16 protein-coding genes are annotated in these 17492 nt (G+C 43.4%); 5 read left to right on the top strand and 11 right to left on the bottom strand.

Features of this window, described 5'->3' with window-relative positions:
• The first annotated feature begins 413 nt into the window (after positions 1-413).
• Complete coding sequence (locus AC1F2U_RS18065) at positions 414-1748, top strand: hypothetical protein (protein WP_480262352.1); 1335 nt, start codon at positions 414-416, stop codon at positions 1746-1748.
• 278 nt (positions 1749-2026) lie between these two features.
• Here AC1F2U_RS18065 and minE read toward each other — a convergent pair whose 3' ends face one another.
• The 7 genes from minE to AC1F2U_RS18100 form a co-directional block, all read right to left on the bottom strand.
• Positions 2027-2323 carry a cell division topological specificity factor MinE gene (gene minE, locus AC1F2U_RS18070; RefSeq protein ID WP_480262353.1) on the bottom strand — a complete coding sequence of 99 codons (297 nt, stop codon included), beginning with the start codon at positions 2321-2323 and terminating at the stop codon, positions 2027-2029.
• A gap of 36 nt (positions 2324-2359) precedes the next feature.
• The gene (minD, locus tag AC1F2U_RS18075) at positions 2360-3166 is read right to left on the bottom strand and encodes a septum site-determining protein MinD (RefSeq protein WP_012410009.1); all 807 of its coding nucleotides are present in this window, start codon (positions 3164-3166) and stop codon (positions 2360-2362) included.
• Positions 3167-3338: 172 nt separating this feature from the next.
• On the bottom strand, positions 3339-4379 hold the full coding sequence (gene minC, locus AC1F2U_RS18080; RefSeq protein ID WP_480262354.1) for a septum site-determining protein MinC: 1041 nt from the start codon (positions 4377-4379) through the stop codon (positions 3339-3341).
• A gap of 230 nt (positions 4380-4609) precedes the next feature.
• Positions 4610-5932 (bottom strand): four-carbon acid sugar kinase family protein, encoded by a 1323-nt coding sequence (locus tag AC1F2U_RS18085; protein WP_480262355.1) that lies wholly within the window; start codon positions 5930-5932, stop codon positions 4610-4612.
• A gap of 159 nt (positions 5933-6091) precedes the next feature.
• Complete coding sequence (locus AC1F2U_RS18090) at positions 6092-6754, bottom strand: hypothetical protein (RefSeq protein WP_480262356.1); 663 nt, start codon at positions 6752-6754, stop codon at positions 6092-6094.
• A 40-nt stretch (positions 6755-6794) separates the two neighbouring features.
• Positions 6795-7292 (bottom strand): DUF29 domain-containing protein, encoded by a 498-nt coding sequence (locus AC1F2U_RS18095; RefSeq protein ID WP_480262357.1) that lies wholly within the window; start codon positions 7290-7292, stop codon positions 6795-6797.
• A 48-nt stretch (positions 7293-7340) separates the two neighbouring features.
• A complete protein-coding gene (locus AC1F2U_RS18100; RefSeq protein WP_480262358.1) occupies positions 7341-7616 on the bottom strand; it encodes a hypothetical protein in 276 nt (91 codons plus the stop codon).
• 148 nt (positions 7617-7764) lie between these two features.
• Here AC1F2U_RS18100 and AC1F2U_RS18105 point away from each other — a divergent pair, with 148 nt between their 5' ends.
• Positions 7765-8244, top strand: coding sequence for a hemerythrin domain-containing protein (locus AC1F2U_RS18105; protein ID WP_480262359.1), 480 nt, complete (start codon positions 7765-7767; stop codon positions 8242-8244).
• A gap of 106 nt (positions 8245-8350) precedes the next feature.
• Positions 8351-9472, top strand: a complete 1122-nt coding sequence (locus AC1F2U_RS18110) for a Gfo/Idh/MocA family oxidoreductase (protein ID WP_480262360.1) — start codon at positions 8351-8353, stop codon at positions 9470-9472.
• A gap of 303 nt (positions 9473-9775) precedes the next feature.
• On the opposite strand, the gene AC1F2U_RS18115 is transcribed toward AC1F2U_RS18110, so the two are convergent.
• From AC1F2U_RS18115 to AC1F2U_RS18130, 4 genes are all read right to left on the bottom strand, one after another.
• Complete coding sequence (locus AC1F2U_RS18115) at positions 9776-11065, bottom strand: Glu/Leu/Phe/Val family dehydrogenase (protein ID WP_480262361.1); 1290 nt, start codon at positions 11063-11065, stop codon at positions 9776-9778.
• Between the two features lie 229 nt (positions 11066-11294).
• Entirely contained in the window at positions 11295-12440 is a 1146-nt protein-coding gene (locus AC1F2U_RS18120; protein ID WP_480262362.1) for a beta-ketoacyl-ACP synthase, read from the bottom strand.
• A gap of 139 nt (positions 12441-12579) precedes the next feature.
• Positions 12580-13380, bottom strand: a complete 801-nt coding sequence (locus AC1F2U_RS18125; protein WP_480262363.1) for a peptidylprolyl isomerase — start codon at positions 13378-13380, stop codon at positions 12580-12582.
• A gap of 121 nt (positions 13381-13501) precedes the next feature.
• Positions 13502-14071 carry a photosystem I assembly protein Ycf4 gene (locus tag AC1F2U_RS18130; protein ID WP_480262364.1) on the bottom strand — a complete coding sequence of 190 codons (570 nt, stop codon included), beginning with the start codon at positions 14069-14071 and terminating at the stop codon, positions 13502-13504.
• 931 nt (positions 14072-15002) lie between these two features.
• Here AC1F2U_RS18130 and psbD point away from each other — a divergent pair.
• On the top strand, positions 15003-16058 hold the full coding sequence (gene psbD / locus AC1F2U_RS18135; protein WP_322694081.1) for a photosystem II D2 protein (photosystem q(a) protein): 1056 nt from the start codon (positions 15003-15005) through the stop codon (positions 16056-16058).
• Positions 16042-17433: a photosystem II reaction center protein CP43 gene (gene psbC / locus AC1F2U_RS18140; RefSeq protein WP_480262365.1), complete on the top strand. Its 1392-nt coding sequence runs from the start codon at positions 16042-16044 to the stop codon at positions 17431-17433. Before psbD ends, psbC begins: the two co-directional genes overlap by 17 nt.
• Positions 17434-17492 lie beyond the last annotated feature (59 nt).

Consider the following 17492-nt stretch of genomic DNA (forward strand, 5'->3'; position numbering starts at 1 on the left):
TTTGTGTGTAACCTAGCTTAGTTGCTGTGTACTAGCGATCGCTAGTACGATCCCCGATAGCTGAGTTATCTAACTCTTGTTCGCCAGCGTCATTCCCCAAACTATATCCTAAATATTCCTTAACCAAGACTTATTTTTGGTGTGTTTGGGTATAGGGACATTATATATCGTGTAGTAATTACTGAGTTCTCAGCATATTTACTATACTCGCATATTTTTGCAAAAAAATATTCCGTACCTAAGTAAGAAAAGGTGTAGACAATGATACTTAATTTTTGTAAACCTCTGCAAACTTTGAAGATATTATTTCGTCATTAGTTTTAGTTTCTTGTTATACATATAACTACCACCTGCTCGTTGCTGTTGATGTATTGCTTCTCACATAGCAATTGCCCCCTCTAGAGAGTCTACAAATGCTTAAACCCCTTTTGCTGTCAGGATGGTTCCGCACCCAACCATTTCTCAATTACGTTGTCGTTGTGATGCTGATTGCACCCTTATTAGGAGCATCGGCCCACTCGATCCCAGTAAAATCCGAAGTACATAAACTAACTTCGATAACTGAAGAATCTGACTCTGTATCAAAGGAAATAGCTGTAGTTGGGGAACCTGAGATAGCTGAAATATTAAAAACAGATCAAATCGAATCGATAACAGAAGAATTTGACTCTGTACCAACGCAAAGTACTGCTGTTCAGGAACCGCAAGTATTACCAGCAAATAAAATTGAGTCTTCAACTGAAGTAGATAATTATCTCTCAAGCAGCGATTTAGATGTAAGTGATGTAACTGTTCCCGATTCTTTGGCAGCAGTTGAACTCGCACCATCAACAGATGTTCCTGTTAGTCAACTTAATTTAATACGCAAACTTAAAGCTGCTAATGTCAAGTCTTTGAGAGGACAAGAAAATTATCTCTCTAGAGAAAAGTCTTTTACTGAATCATTGACAGCAACTCAAGTAGCACCAGCTATTAGAGAATCTCAATCAACCACAACGGCCGAAATACCCGTTGTGGAAACAGCTAATGAGTCCCAAGCAGAACAAATAGATCCCATCGGTAGTCCTCATCCGATTCCTTGGAAATGGATTACAGCAACTCAAGAAGCTATTGCTGCTAATGGCGGTTCTGGAGTGCGTCACTATCGTAGCGTACCCGTGATTTCTCCAGATGGTAAATATGCTGTTTATAGCCGGGTGCAACTGGAGGTCAAACCCCAAATGTACAACAGCCGTGTCACCAGCGTCATGTTTGTCCAAGATATGCACACTAAGAAATTGTGGGTGATGGCTTCAACGACTCCAGTTAGCGATCCTTTATTAAAGGTAAAGGCTGTAAAGGGGGAATCGTCAGAAGAAACCGATCCGAGCGGTAAAATTGGGGTATTAGTTCCAGTTAGCTGGTCAGAAAAAGGCGATCGCTTCTTAGCACGCAAGTTTGATGGTATCTTTAACACAGGTGATTCTACAGATAGTGCAGTGATTTGGGATCGGCAAAAAAATCACGCTAACACAGTCGCTCCTGTGAGTGAGGAAGAACATGAAAAAATTGCCGTATTGTTAGGCTGGAGTAAAAGCCAACCGGATCATGTATTATTCCGTGCAGGGGAATTGGGCGAGGAAAACTGGCCATTAATGCAAGTTGCTAATGATGGTAAGACTATCACTACAACAGACAACGATCGGCCGATTACTTTTGGTAAAAAGGTGACAGAAATTTGGGCAGGCCCACAAGTTGCCTACCGATAGATTATAAAAAACCCTACATACTCCCGTTGTCGTCACTGCTGACAACGGGATTTTTTTATCGCTGTTTTCGGAGAGTGACAGAGGTTGGATATCTTCAATTTTTACTGTTTTGGTGAAACAAATTCATATTTTCAATCAGCAATATAATATCTGCCAAACCATCTATAAAAAGCAGTTTCTAGTGGGTACTTTAGCGATCAAAGCCAAGACTAAAGTACCCACTAGAAACGAACAATTTAATTTGACTAAATCATAAATATAAATACTTAAAATTCAAGCTAGAGAGGCTTATCACCTCTTTCCCATTCAGGTATGGCACCCTTCACCCTACGGATGGGCAAGTTGGCGATTAAAGCTGTAGTTCGTTGGTTGCTTTCTAAGGAGAACTCCAAGCCCTCTGTCTCAACTTCAACATAGCGACAGACTACATCTAGGATTTCTTTGCGCATTTTTTCCAACGTTTGAGGGTCTATATCAGCGCGATCGTGAGCAATCACCAATTGCAGGCGACGTTTAACTTGAGTTCGACTGCTATCAGGGCCGCGAAAAAAAAGTTTTTCTAGAAGTTCAATCATTACGAATAGGTCTGGCGCGGAGACTGGAAAGGTAAGTTAAACAATCTTTGTCCACAACAACCTTCGTAGGCGGGCGAAGATGCTGTCTTGGGACGAGTCGATCTCCAGAAATTCGACACTTTCCCCTTCTAATCTACGAGCAATGTTCTCAAAGGCTGTGGCAGCTAAAGAAGGATTTTCTGCTAACACTAAGGGTTCGCCACGATTGGTAGATACAATAACACGCTCGTCGTCAGGGATTACCCCGATCAGGGGAATGGCGAGAAGTTCCTGAACATCTTGCACTGACATCATATCATTTGCCTGCACCATTGCGGGTCTGATGCGGTTAATTATTAAATGAACACGCTTGATACCTTGTGCTTCTAGTAACCCTACTACCCGATCCGCATCGCGAACTGAGGAAATTTCTGGTGTGCTGACAACTAGCGCTTCTTTGGCCGGGCCGATCGCATTTTTAAACCCATTTTCAATGCCGGCAGGGCTATCAATAATCACATACTGATATTTTTGTGCTAGTGCATTCACCAATAACTTCATCTGTTCGGGTGTGACTGCATCTTTGGAGCGATTTTGGGCTGCCGGCAGGAGTACGAGATTGGGTTGGCGCTTATCTTTCACCAGGGCTTGTTCTAACCGGCACTCTCTGGCTAAAACTTCTACCGCAGTATAAACGATGCGGTTTTCCAGCCCTAAGAGCAAATCCAAATTTCTCAAACCAAAATCCGCATCAACCAAAGCAACTTGACGCCCCATTTTGGCTAAAGCCATACCCAAATTTGCTGAAACTGTGGTTTTACCCACTCCTCCTTTACCGGAGGTAATCACAATAATGCGAGTCATGATAGAAATGCGGTCAATGAGGGTTCAGGAAATATAAAACAGTAAATTGCAGTATAAAGTATGAAGTATCGTATCAAGTATGAAGAAATATCTGTTCTCCCTGATGAGGGTGAGGCATGAATATTTGTTTTATTTCATCTTTACTTATATACTTCATTCTTTAAGTAAATATTTATGGTTCTTGATTGCTCTTGGTGAATTGGTTTCTGGAAAAATCAGTCGCCCTAGCGATACGAATTCCTTGGGGCGTAATATGTGCCACCTCTGGAGAAAACTGCATTGGCGGTTTTTCTGGTGCTCTAGCTACAGCATCTGCAATCCGCAGTTGGGTTGGTTCCATTTGCAAGGCCATAATCAGACACTCACTATTGCCTCCAGCCCCAGCATGAGCAATTCCACGCAGACGACCCCAGATAATAATATCTCCATCTGCAATTACAATACCACCTGGATTTAAATCTCCCAAGAGAATTACTGTCCCAGGATGACGAATTTCTACTCCAGAGCGGACTGTCATTTCTAAATAGAGGGCATCTTCTTGGGGGATCGCTGTAGCTGTTGGCTCGGTACTCAGGGAAGTTACGGGCTGTAATTGTTCTACAGAATACCCAGATGTCACAGCAGCGATCGCAGTTTGCCGCCGACTAGTCGACACAGATATCAGTCGCAGTTGGACTTCACTCAAAGCCTCGGCGAGTTCTTGGAGTTGTCTGGTATCTACCAAACGGTCTTGTGCCATTAAATGCACAGGTGTATTAGATACCCGGAAGCGATCGCCTGCACTCAGACGTTGCCTGATTTGTTGCCAAATATCAGACCAAGTGAGTTCTGAAGCAGATACTTGAGATTCTGAGGGCAAAATTAATAACAGTCGCCCCTCCTTACTTTTTAACTGGACTTGACTATTGTCATTTACACGATGCCCTGGTAATGCTAACTCATCAGGATTTAAGTCGGTCAGGATAAAATCCGATCCGGCATCAGTATTTGACTCTACATCTGGGTCAACAGGATTTGACTCTACATCTCCAAGAACAGTATTTGATTTTAAATAAAGGAGGACAGATTTTAACTCAGCATCCGGGAGGATAGAATCTGACTCTACATCAGAAACAGTAGGATTTACCTCTATCTCAGAAAGGATAGAGTTTGATTCTGCATTAGGAAGTGCAGAATTTGACTTTAGATTGGGAATCGCAGAATCAGAAGTCATATAGTACTAGCCAAAAGACAACAGATTTTCAATTTTGGGTCGCACCTTTGGTGCGCTGACAGCGCAACTTGGATTTTGGATTTGTGTCACTCACAAGGGTGTTGGCGTAGCGGGATATTAGTCCGACATTAACCAAAAGACTCTTTAATCTCAAATCGTTCGACTGAGCGTAGCCGTACCCCTCCGGGGAAGCAAGCTATGCGTAGCGTTCCGCAGGAAAGTCTAAAATCTCAAATTGGCAACGTCAACCTCTGATAAACTGTCCCCAAGGCATCAGCATCGCCGACATTACCTGGAAACAGCACCACAGGCAAATCAGGAAACTGGGGATGATCGGATGACGTTAACACCATTGAACAACCAGCTAAAATTTGACCGAGTAAACGGGCTGAAGTTAAAGCTAGTCCACTACTCAAGACATCGTTTGAAGTAATGCCACCCTTGCTGATTAAGAATCCTATATCAGATGGTAAACCGCGCACAATATCCATTAATAAACTTGAAACTTTTTCCCCAAACTCCAATCGTGTCTTGGCATCTTTAAAATTTAGTTCCTGACGGCTAGTATAAACCACTGGTGTTTTGCCAGCTTCGTGTGCCGCCCGTGTACTTTCTTGGATTTCAGTTAGTAGTGCCGCAGATTGATTTGTATCATCAAGTAATCGCGCTACATTCACTTCGATGCCCACAGTTCCTTCTAGTTGCAACAGCGCCTCTAATTGCTGGGTAGTCTTTTTCACATGGGAACCAACAATCACCGCACCTGGTTTGCCTTGGCGCACATACTGAGCCATGTTTTCGGCAGCAATGGGTTGGGGTGGTAAAGCGGCTAAAGCCGTTAAAATACTTGCTGCACTGCGAAATAAAAAGCGTTTCCCTTGACTTGCGGCTGCTAATATATCTACTGCAAAGCGGTTGAGATCGCCTTGGGTTTCACCATCGACGACAGCGCACTGATTACCATGAAGTTGTAACAATCGTTCCAAACTACCACCGCGAATATCGGCGAGGAGAAACCTTTCTACTACTTCAGCACTAATTCGTCCTTGAGTCTTTTCTTCAACATACTTGGGTAAATAACTGTGATGGTAGCTGAAGACTGAATCACGGGCAAATTCGGTTTCATGGACTGGGGTGGTTACGCCGTCAATCATCAAGTAATGCACGCTGTCACGGGTGATGCGTCCGCCTTCAAAAAATGCTGGTACGAGAAAATGAGCATCAAAGGGGCCGAGTTCTTGTGCGATCGCATCTGTTTCAATGGGATAATGTCCCCGCAAAGTAGAATCAGAACGGCTGACAATCAGAAAATCATCAATTCCTTCAGCCTTCAAAGCGATTTTCAGGTTCTGGCAAACTTCTTTGGTGACAGATGCAGCTGACTCTGGCGTTAGCGCTCTAGTATTAGTCAGCACAAAGAAAATCGGCGAATCATCCTGCAACCCACGGCGTAAAGTCTCCACATCCCAGTGCATTAGCAGCAAGCAGCTGTGGACTGTTTGAGAACCTGTAGGGTCATCATCCAGGACAATTATTTTGGGTTTGTTGCTCATTTAAGTCAACGGGGCGATTGTTTTCTGGGAAAGTATTGGGCGACTAGAAGTCGCTACTAGATGAGTAAAGTCCACCTCCGTGAACTAATCAAAAATCAAAGGTTTTCTAACCTGCGGAGGCAGGTAAATTTTCGTGTAACCACTTTTACAAACATTCTCTTAGCCTTTTTGCAATTTTCTGATTTCTGCTTGCACATCGATCGCAATTTGCAATGATTGATTTAGCAGTTGAGCATATTCGCCTGCTTGACTACTAACTTGTAAAGCTTGCAGACTGGCTAAATTATTCACAAATAACTCTTGGTTATTAGCAAGCAATTTTTTATTATCCCGCAAAATTCGTTCCGTTTTCAGAGCGCGGACTAAATCTTCTCTAATTAATTGTAGGGCGGCGGTTACTTGATCTCGGTCATGGAAACTGCTTTCTACGTTTCCTGATGCTGCTAATTGGTCATTAATATCTATAGCAGCAACCAGGTCATGATATTTATCAACTTCATCTAAAAGTATTGTCAGTCCCTCAGGACAGGTTAATTGTCGCCATAGCCATCGTCCCACTAATATCGGCATTGGGACTAAAATTAGTAAAAGAATTCCTAGTCGAACTGAAGAACCAATAGTTGGCAGAATAATAAACGCATAAACAAAGCCCACAATTATTGGCGTTAGCGCCAGCGTCACCAGCATTTCACTGATAAAAAACCCTAATCGTTTTTTACCATCTCGCAAAATCGAGGGTCGAAAAACGTCTTCTGGATCGAACCCAGTCAAACGTCTTAGTTCACCCTTACTAATTTCCAAGCCTATTAAATCCGGCTGCACGTCTGCATACTCCTATGGAAACCCAAGTTGCGTATTCATTTTAATCGGGTTTACCGTGATGATTGTGGTTATATTCAGGAAACCAGTTTTCATCTAAGATTTGTTCTAAAGAGCCAATGGGTATAGCAGGAAATATGTCAATGGCGAGTTGAGAGCGATCGCTTGCTTCTGTCCTTGCGTTTTGATAACATTCATCAAATATTTCTAAAATATAAGGTTTTAAGCTAGGACTATCTTTCAAAGCTTTTTTAATCTCTCTACGAAAAGTCCTGATTTCCCCTTTCCAATGTCCTAGATTACGTTCTCGCTCTTCATCCCAACACTTGAGTTTTAGTAGATGTTGAAGAAGCTTAATTAATAAACTTTCAATTGTTCGCTTCTCTCTTCTACCCATAGTTTCTAATTCTTCTAACAAATTATCTACATCAACATCAGAAAACTGTCCAGCACGAAGTTGATTGATAGTTATCCTCAGCCACAGGTAATAATCTTGGTCGTATAAGGTTTGAGTTCCTGATTGGATTATTGGTTTCACCATATACTAGCTGAACTCCTACTATTTTTTTAATTTAGCGCAATTGAGCTTCTATCTAAAATTGCCTATGGCCTCTGACTCTAACTCAATACTGGAGTTAATTGTTTCGGCTTTTACACTAATACGTTGTGCTGCTGTAATTTGGTTTCGCATCAAAGCTAGCAATGGCGAAATCACAAGAGTAAAACCAGCACCTTGATCTCGTAGCAAGCGAGTACTGTACTGCGTGGGAATCTTTAGCCGATGTTCGAGGTTTGGGTTGTAGCTTTGACCTGCTAACGCTACATACTCAGCATCCATCATGCTGAGGTTATGAATTTCAGTCAAGGTGCAATACCGAAAATATTCCTTAAGTCTAAATTAAAGCTTACTCAAAGAATGAGGTTTTCATTTCCCAAGTCATTGAGAATATACGAGTTCCCATTCATTAACCTCCAAATATCAGTCTAAAAAATCGATTATTACTGAGGTAAAAATGGCTAAAACTAAAGCTAAATCAACAGACATTCTTTCATTAATTGAAGCAGAGCATCGCCAAGTTGAGAACCTTTTTGCAGAAGCAGAAAAAGTTAAGGGCGCAAAGTTGGTTGAGCAATTCAATCAAATATATATAGCATTGATCTTACATGCAAAAACTGAAGAATTAGTTTTCTACCCAGCTTTGCGAGAATACGAAGAAACTGAACAATATGTTGAAGAAGCTGAAAAAGAACATGAAGAAGTTTCAGTTATTTTAGAAGAAATTAAGGCGCTTAAGCCTACTCAACCTGAGTTTAAAGAAAAAATGAGCGAATTGAAGGAAACACTTGAGCATCATGTAGAAGAAGAAGAAAGCGAAATTTTTAATGCTGTGCGCGAATGTATGAGCGATCGGGAAATAACTGAGTTGGGACAGGAGTTTCAAGAAACTAAAGCTAAGTTGGTGTCAAATGTAGAAGCTGCATTAGCAATGTAGTAATGCACTTGGTTGTAAATGTTTGCATAAATAGTTTTCTAGATTTTACACGTAATTAGGGCATTAGTTAAATTACCAAAATATTCCTTCATCAAAGAGTAGAAAAATGACTGCTACAAATGGTAAGAATAAAATTCGTTATGCCGTTGTTGGTTTAGGTTGGTTTGCTCAAGAAGCTGCTTTACCTTCGTTTGCCAACGCCGAAAACTCAGAATTAGTGGCACTAGTTTCAGATGACCCCACTAAAAACGAAGAACTGAGCAAAAAGTATGGTATTGAGCATACTTACTCCTACGAAGAGTATGAGGACTGTTTGGCAAGCGGCGAGATTGATGCAGTTTATATTGCGTTACCTAATCACTTGCATTCTGACTACACTGTGCGGGCTGCTAATCAGGCAATTCATGTGTTATGTGAAAAGCCAATGGCAGTAACAGAAGAAGAGTGTGAGGCAATGATTAAAGCTGCCAATGACAATAATGTGAAGCTGATGATTGCCTACCGCTTACATTTAGAAGAAGCTAATTTACAAGCAGTCGAAATTTTGCGCTCAAAGCAAATTGGTGAACCACGGATTTTCAACTCGGTTTTTACCCAGGAAGTAGAAGAAGGCAATATTCGTTTACGAGATGTTACAGGTGGCGGCACGCTCTATGATATTGGCATCTACTGCATTAATGCTGCACGTTACCTATTTCAAGATGAACCAATTGAAGTATTTGCTGTAGCTGCCAATAACGGAGAACAACGCTTTAGCGAAGTGGAAGAAATGGCTAGTGTTATATTACGTTTCCCCAATGAGCGATTGGCAACATTTACCTGTAGCTTTGGAGGAGCAAGTGTTTCAACCTATCAGATTGTAGGGACTCAAGGCGATTTACGGGTAGAACCTGCATATCCTTGGCAAGGAGAAATCAAGCATTATTTAACAATTAATGGTGAAACCCAAGAGCGGACTTTTAAGGATCGCGATCAGCTAGCAGCTGAATTTACCTACTTCTCTGATTGTATTCTGCAAAATAAAGATCCAGAGCCATCTGGAACGGAAGGATTGATTGATGTTAGTATCATTCAAGCACTTTATCAGTCAATTGAAACTGGTCAACCTGTGCAGATCCAAACCCGCGATCGCCATCAACATCCCACATTGGAGCAAACTATTGAGCGTCCTCCTAATGATGAGAAGCCAGACTTGATCCACGCTGCTGCACCTTCTGGGGAGTCATAAGATTGGTTTCAGAATGGGAATGCATTAGTGTAGGCTGCTGACTCAATGTCTAACTGGAGGCAGCAGCCTCTAATCAGCTATTCCTATTAGGTAGTAAGTGTATTATTGTCAGATCAAAGGCAGTGTGTCTCATTAATTTTGATGAGTTTGTAGTAAGCACAAAGCGTGCTTAAAAATCCAGGATTAAATGTACCCTAGCTTAACAGAAACACTGGCTATTCATAACATAATAAGGGCACAATATTATAGTTGTGCCCTTATATGTTATCTATTCAATTAAAAACTGCTGTCTATGCCCAAATATTAAGGATAAAGACCTCTGTCAGTCAGCGCCTGAGCTACTCTACCTACCCCCAGTGTGTAAGCTGCTAATCTTAAAGAAATTTGCCGTACCTCTGACTGATGAATCACCTTGCGGTACGCTTGTACCATCAAATGCTCCATTTCGCGGTTGACGCGCTCCTCATCCCAAAATACGTAAGAAAGACCTTGCACCCACTCTAAATAACTGACTACTACACCGCCAGCATTCGCCAAAATATCTGGTAACACTGTCACACCTCGCGCCTCTAATGCCAAGTTAGCCTCAAGAGTAACCGGGCCGTTAGCTGCTTCTGCGATAATTTGCGCCTGCACCTGATTGACATTTTCTTTAGTGATTTGGTTCTCTAAAGCTGCTGGTATCAAGACATCACAGGGTAAGGTTAATAAATCTGCATTACTAATAGGTACAGATTGCGGGAAACCTACAATACTCTTGCGATTTTCAGCGGCGTAGACTTTTAACTTGGGAATATCAAGACCAGTTTCAGAGAATATTCCTCCAGCACCTGTTGAAACGGCGATAATCTTCGCACCTGCTTCATATAGTAATTCCGCTGCGGCACAGCCGACGTTACCGAAACCCTGAATAGCTACTCGCACTCCTGCCAAAGATTTACCTCGATCTGCTAACGCCTCACGAACAATAATCATCGTGCCACGTCCAGTTGCCATTTCTCGTCCCAGAGAACCACCAATAGAAAGGGGTTTTCCAGTTACAACTCCTGGTACAGCATGGCCAACATTTACAGAGTAGGTGTCCATCATCCAAGCCATTTCACGGGCAGAAGTACCCATATCTGGCGCAGGAATATCTACGGAAGGCCCAATATCTTTAATCAACTCGCTGATATAACGGCGGCTGATTCGCTCTAATTCGCCAACACTGTAGCGTTTGGGATCTATAGCAATGCCACCCTTCCCGCCACCGTAAGGAATACCTAACAAGGCACATTTCCAGGTCATCAGCATTGCTAAAGCGGATACTTCCCGCAATGTCACAGCCGGATGGTAACGGATTCCACCCTTGTAGGGGCCTAAGACATCAGAGTGCTGTACCCGGTGTCCAGCGAGAACTTGTATTTCCCCATCATCTAACTTCACGGGAATGGAAACCGTAACAACTTTACGCGGGTGGCTGAGAATTTCCAGCAAACCCTGATTTAAATTTAATTCTTTAGCTGCTGCTTCTAAGTAGCTACAGGCTTGGTCAAATGGGCATATATGCGCTGGAGAAGCAGGTTCTGACAGCAACGAGGATTTTGAAATCATAAATTTTCTCCTAATCACGGTATCTTTGCGAACCGGATCTCATCTGTACTTAAGCTTATCCTTTTTTTTTGAAAAAGGAGGAATTTTGTAGTTTTTGTTACAGTTTTATATTTTATATTCTGATACATGAAAAATACTCAAAAATCACCTTTTCTAAAGGCACGCAGCTGTGTGGGTCTTAATAAAAATTAATATATTATGTTGGTCAGATAGTTAAATCCACAAGTTTTTACCTTGCTAACGCGATCGCGGCATTCTGTCCCCCAAAACCAAAACTCAAACATAATACCTGCCGAACTTTACTTAGACGTGCAGATGTCACGATATCTAAATCAAATTCTGGCTGCTGCAATCCTAAACAAGGCGGTAATATTTGATGCTTTAGCGCCATGAGAGAAAAAGCTACACCTAAAGCTCCAGATGCCCCTAGTGTATGACCTGTGCTTCCCTTGGTGGAACTAACTGCCACGCCTTGAGGAAACAAACGCTGGATTACCCTACTCTCCATCTGGTCATTTAGCTGGGTAGCTGTGCCATGAGCATGAATGTAATCGATATCGGTTGGTAATAGACAACTACGTTCTAGACATTGTTTGATAGCAGCGATCGCACTTTTCCCTTCGGGTTCTGGTGAATTACTATGATATGCGTCGTTAGTTAAGCCAAAACCGAGAATTTCACCATACACTTTTGCTTGACGCTGCTTTGCAAACTCTGCTGATTCTAAGACAAACACAGCCGCGCCTTCACCCAACACTAAGCCTTCTCGATGCAAATCAAAGGGATAAGCCCCAGTTTTCGCCAAAGCACCCATCTGCTGAAATCCAGCTAAAGTTAAAGGTGTAATTGGTGCTTCCACTGCACCTGCGATCGCTTGTTGACATTGCCCATTTTGGATAAGCATAGCTGCTTGGGCAATAGACCAAATTCCAGTAGCACAAGCTGTCATTGGTGCCAAAACTATCCCTGATGCACCGATTTGTCTTGCAGCTGCGATCGCATTGATATGAGGTAATATATCTAGCCAATTTCCAAAAGAGGATACGGGAAAATTTTCCGCGTCACTATATATTTGCCGCGCCAACTTCTCCCAAGAAGCTTGATAAGAGCGACTCGATCCAATGACTACAGCACAATCAGCTAAAGGTGCAACTAACCCAGAATCTTGTAAAGCAGAATCAACAACCATCCGAGTTAACATTGTCAACTCGGATGGTTGTTGACTAATCAAACCTAGAGGAAGTGGTGTAATTTCTGGAAATGGTTGATGTAACCCAATTCCAGATTTACCTGCGATTAAATTTCGCCAGCTATCCTCTAAGCTTCCACCCAAAGCGGAAACTAGACCAATACCAGTAACAACAATTTTGACCAATTTAGGAGTTAGGAGTTAAAAGTGAGGAGTTAAGAGTTAGGAGTTAAGAGTTAAGAGTTTTTTTACTATCTCCCTCGCCCGCCTCCTGCTCCCCTGCTCCCCTGCTCCCCTGCTCCCCTGCTCCCCTGCTCCCCTGCTCCTACTGTCCAGGTGCTTTCAGATTTTCAGCACCTTGAGTGACTTTAGCGGAGTCAATGCGATCGCCTTGCTGAATTTTGTTTACTACATCAAAGCCTTGAGTGACATTGCCAAACACGGCGTAGTTACCATCCAAAAATGCTAGATCCGCTAAAGCAAAGTAAAACTGGGCAGAAGCCGAATCTGGTGATTGCGATCGCGCCATCGCTACTGCACCCTGTTTATGGGGCAATACGACGGGTTGAGCAGTAGCATCAAATGGTTTATTGTAAATCGGAGTATCTGAACCTTTGGGCTTAACTTCTAAAGGTATATAACGAGCATTTCCCGTTTTTGGGTCAATATAGCTACCTGTTCCCAGCCTATCTGCTGGAACTTTCGGGTCTTTGCTTTGAGGATCGCCCCCTTGAACTACAAACGGTTGGGGATCGCGCACAACTCGATGGAAAGCTAAACCATCGTACACACCCTTTTGCACTAAATCTACGAAGTTGCCAGCTGTAATGGGGGCATCAGTGCCGTCTACTTCGATAGTAATCGGCGAACCTTTAACCGTGATTACCACAGTAGCCTTGCCTTCTAGTCTTGGTAAATCTGTTATTCCAGGAATACTCTCACTAGTAGTTTGAGATACAGAACTTGCTTCAGTAGTTGTCTTGGTGCTTGCCTCGCTTGTGGCCGAGGTAGCAGTCGAGTTTGGAGAAGAGCTATTAGAAGCGACTTGCTGTGTTGAACATCCTCCCAACATCAAAGCACTGACGATCGCAAGAGAAAGCAAAAATTGAGAAATTTTTAACCGCATTGCCTGTTACCGATTTAACCAAAGTATCTTATCGTTTTGAGAAGCATTGGGATTAGGGGAGAGGTGACAGGTAACAGGGAATAATCTGTACCTTATAACCTCTATTCTCTACCCTAATTTCTTAAAGTCCTTCTAACGACACTTCCAAAAAGCGGGCTAACTTTGCGCCTTCTGTTTCCAACTCTGTTAAAGATAACGGTTGTCCAACCCGTGTTAATGGTATATCTCGCCGTCCCTTAATGCGTAGATAGAGAGCGCGACGGGGGTTAAGACCTTCTTTTACGTCTATTAGTACAGATTGGACATCTTCTATGCGGCTATCAATCTGAATTCGGCGGTTTTTACCAGGAAACCCCCAGCGGAAGATTTTGATTGCGCCAGTTTCCCGATCGAATTCGTTGTAACCGCCTCCAACATCCAATAAAATCACTAACCACAGGTATGTAGCTAATAGCAAGCCAGCAGTACCATATAACCCCATCACTAATCCTTGGGGGACAAATACCAGTTGAGTGGGATCGGAAACTATGAGTAAATTAACTTTTAAATAACTGGATATTCCAGATAATAAAAAGCCGCTTGCTCCCAAGGTAACGATAGTTGCCCACCAGTAGTTACTGAACCGACGAGAACCGAGAACATTTTGGTGCAGGAGGCGATCGCCTTTGTTAATCGTTGTTGATGTCGTCATTGAACTACCATTGCCCGTGAGATACTCGCTGTCACATACTCGCACACTAAATGCTTTTGCATAGAGTGGTGGGTTCCTCTGCCAATCCGGCTATTGCTTAGGAGGCACGGAGAGCTATGTTTGAAGTCCACGGGAACCCTGCCGCAGACTATAAATTTTTCACTTTGTACCCTACAAATTTTACTGTCCCGGATAATGCTGGCTTACTTGTACTTGGCTTACTTGTACTACGGGACAAACCACTTAGGCTATTTGTATTAGTCAAGATATGCCAACTTCCCTTCTCCTTGTCTAACGTTTCACATAGATTTTCCAGAGGTGTATCAACGACGTGGCGGCAAAGTCATTATCGACATTTTACCAAACATCGTTGACAAAAACTCAACTGCGCCCTTCTATGTTCCTGCTACCGATATAATTCTTTAGGGAAGGTTGTACTATTTTTTTACTCATGGCTGATAAAAATTCTTTCTCTGTGTCCTTCAGCCCCCCTTATTCCCTGCTACCCTCTCCCTGCCTCTTTTTGACCTCTTGAAATGAGTTACCTACCTACGTCTATCTATATTAAATTTTTTCAGATTTCTGAGAAAAGTTGTGTCAAATTGTAAAATTTCTGATATTCATATTATTTATAAGGTTCGTGTTTCATGCCTAATTTGCTTCTGTGTATCAGGCAAAAACCCTGAGTAGTGTGATAAGTTAAGAATCATTAAGTTACCAGAAGCTAGATTACTAGCCGATGGTACGTGTAATGTCATAACCCTGAGAAATAATGACTTAATAAGTCAGTAAGCTCTCAGAATCTCAGTTACTTAAAAGCAGTTGAGATTGTCAAAAAAACGTTAATTCCTCACGGCAGTCGGTTACATTGGCTTTCCGTAATGCCTTAGATAACGTTGCAATTTTAGTAAAAAAAGAGGATTTAAGTCCGATGACCATCGCAGTTGGACGCGCCCCCAGTAGAGGGTGGTTTGACGTTCTAGACGACTGGCTCAAGCGCGATCGCTTCGTATTCGTAGGTTGGTCAGGGATATTACTATTCCCCTGCGCCTTCCTAGCACTAGGCGGTTGGCTGACCGGCACCACCTTCGTAACCTCTTGGTACACCCACGGATTAGCCTCCTCCTACTTAGAAGGGTGTAACTTCCTGACAGTGGCAGTATCCACCCCCGCCGACAGCATGGGACATTCCCTATTGCTGTTGTGGGGACCAGAAGCCCAAGGCGACCTCACCCGTTGGTTCCAACTGGGTGGTTTGTGGCCATTCGTTGCCCTACACGGAGCCTTCGGTTTAATTGGCTTCATGTTGCGCCAATTTGAAATTGCCCGTCTAGTAGGTATTCGCCCTTACAACGCTCTCGCCTTCTCCGCTCCCATTGCAGTATTCGTCAGCGTATTTCTGATGTACCCCTTGGGACAATCAAGCTGGTTCTTTGCACCCAGCTTTGGCGTCGCAGCAATTTTCCGATTCCTGCTATTCCTGCAAGGGTTCCACAACTGGACACTCAACCCCTTCCACATGATGGGTGTTGCGGGTGTATTGGGTGGTGCTTTATTGTGCGCTATTCACGGTGCCACAGTCGAAAACACCTTGTTTGAAGATGGTGATGGTGCTAACACCTTCCGCGCCTTCAATCCAACCCAGTCGGAAGAAACCTACTCAATGGTGACAGCAAACCGTTTCTGGTCACAGATTTTCGGGATTGCTTTCTCTAACAAGCGCTGGTTGCACTTCTTTATGTTGTTCGTGCCAGTCACAGGCTTGTGGATGAGTGCCGTCGGCATCGTCGGTTTAGCACTCAACCTGCGGGCTTATGATTTCGTCTCCCAAGAATTGCGGGCGGCGGAAGACCCTGAGTTTGAAACCTTCTATACCAAAAACATTTTGCTGAACGAGGGTATCCGCGCTTGGATGGCTCCTCAAGATCAACCCCACGAACAATTTGTATTCCCTGAGGAGGTATTACCACGTGGTAACGCTCTCTAATAGACCAAATATCTTAGGCGGCGCTGGACGCGACCAAGAATCCACCGGGTTTGCCTGGTGGTCTGGTAACGCACGTTTAATCAACCTATCTGGCAAACTACTGGGTGCTCACGTTGCCCACTCTGGTTTGATTGTATTCTGGGCTGGAGCGATGACTTTGTTTGAAGTCGCTCACTTCATTCCTGAAAAGCCCATGTACGAACAGGGCTTGATCCTGTTACCTCACCTCGCCACTCAGGGTTGGGGTGTTGGTGCTGGTGGTGAAGTCATCGATACCTTCCCCTACTTTGTTGTCGGTGTACTCCACCTAATTTCCTCAGCCGTCCTTGGCTTTGGCGGTATCTATCATGCGGTTCGTGGTCCAGAAACCTTAGAAGAATATTCTTCTTTCTTTGGTTACGACTGGAAAGACAAGAACAAGATGACCAACATCATCGGATTCCATCTGATTATTTTGGGATTCGGTGCATTGCTTTTAGTGTTAAAAGCAATGTTCTTTGGTGGGTTGTATGACACTTGGGCACCAGGTGGTGGTGATGTTCGGATTATTACCAATCCGACATTGAACCCAGCAGTTATCTTCGGTTATGTAATCAAGTCTCCCTTTGGCGGCGAAGGCTGGATTATCAGCGTCGATAACTTGGAAGATGTGGTCGGTGGTCACATCTGGGTTGCCTTTATCTTAATTGCTGGCGGTATTTTCCATATTCTTACCAAGCCTTTTGCTTGGTCACGTCGTGCATCCATCTGGTCTGGTGAGGCTTATCTCTCCTACAGCTTGGGCGCTCTTTCTCTGATGGGCTTCATTGCCTCAATCTTTGTTTGGTTTAACAACACCGTTTATCCAAGCGAATTCTTTGGTCCTACTGGTCCAGAAGCTTCTCAAGCTCAGGCTTTGACCTTCTTGATTCGTGACCAACGTTTGGGTGCTAACGTCGGTTCTGCCCAAGGTCCTACTGGTCTGGGTAAATATCTGATGCGCTCTCCAACTGGTGAAATCATCTTTGGTGGTGAAACCATGCGCTTCTGGGATTTCCGCGGCCCTTGGTTGGAGCCTCTACGTGGTCCCAATGGTCTTGACTTGGAAAAAATCAAGAATGATATTCAGCCTTGGCAAGCTCGTCGCGCTGCTGAATACATGACCCACGCTCCTCTGGGTTCTTTGAACTCCGTAGGTGGTGTGGCTACCGAAATTAACTCCTTCAACTACGTATCTCCTCGCGCTTGGTTGGCGACTTCTCACTTCGTACTAGGATTCTTCTTCCTAGTTGGTCACTTGTGGCACGCTGGTCGCGCACGGGCTGCTGCTGGTGGTTTTGAGAAAGGAATTAACCGTGATACTGAGCCAGTGATGTTCATGGACGACCTAGATTAGGTTGTAAAGTTTATTTCATCACTGACTATTAATTTAAAAGCTCTTGCATAAAAGCAAGG

The sequence above is a fragment of the Nostoc sp. LEGE 12454 genome, from assembly GCF_056620565.1.

Bases quoted from the DNA above. Each gene is read 5' to 3' on its own strand.
- AC1F2U_RS18065 (WP_480262352.1), top strand. From the start codon at position 414: ATGCTTAAACCCCTTTTGCTGTCAGGATGGTTCCGCACCCAACCATTT.
- minE (WP_480262353.1), bottom strand. From the start codon at position 2,323: ATGATTGAACTTCTAGAAAAACTTTTTTTTCGCGGCCCTGATAGCAGT.
- minD (WP_012410009.1), bottom strand. From the start codon at position 3,166: ATGACTCGCATTATTGTGATTACCTCCGGTAAAGGAGGAGTGGGTAAA.
- minC (WP_480262354.1), bottom strand. From the start codon at position 4,379: ATGACTTCTGATTCTGCGATTCCCAATCTAAAGTCAAATTCTGCACTT.
- AC1F2U_RS18085 (WP_480262355.1), bottom strand. From the start codon at position 5,932: ATGAGCAACAAACCCAAAATAATTGTCCTGGATGATGACCCTACAGGT.
- AC1F2U_RS18095 (WP_480262357.1), bottom strand. From the start codon at position 7,292: ATGGTGAAACCAATAATCCAATCAGGAACTCAAACCTTATACGACCAA.
- AC1F2U_RS18105 (WP_480262359.1), top strand. From the start codon at position 7,765: ATGGCTAAAACTAAAGCTAAATCAACAGACATTCTTTCATTAATTGAA.
- AC1F2U_RS18110 (WP_480262360.1), top strand. From the start codon at position 8,351: ATGACTGCTACAAATGGTAAGAATAAAATTCGTTATGCCGTTGTTGGT.
- AC1F2U_RS18115 (WP_480262361.1), bottom strand. From the start codon at position 11,065: ATGATTTCAAAATCCTCGTTGCTGTCAGAACCTGCTTCTCCAGCGCAT.
- AC1F2U_RS18125 (WP_480262363.1), bottom strand. From the start codon at position 13,380: ATGCGGTTAAAAATTTCTCAATTTTTGCTTTCTCTTGCGATCGTCAGT.
- AC1F2U_RS18130 (WP_480262364.1), bottom strand. From the start codon at position 14,071: ATGACGACATCAACAACGATTAACAAAGGCGATCGCCTCCTGCACCAA.
- psbD (WP_322694081.1), top strand. From the start codon at position 15,003: ATGACCATCGCAGTTGGACGCGCCCCCAGTAGAGGGTGGTTTGACGTT.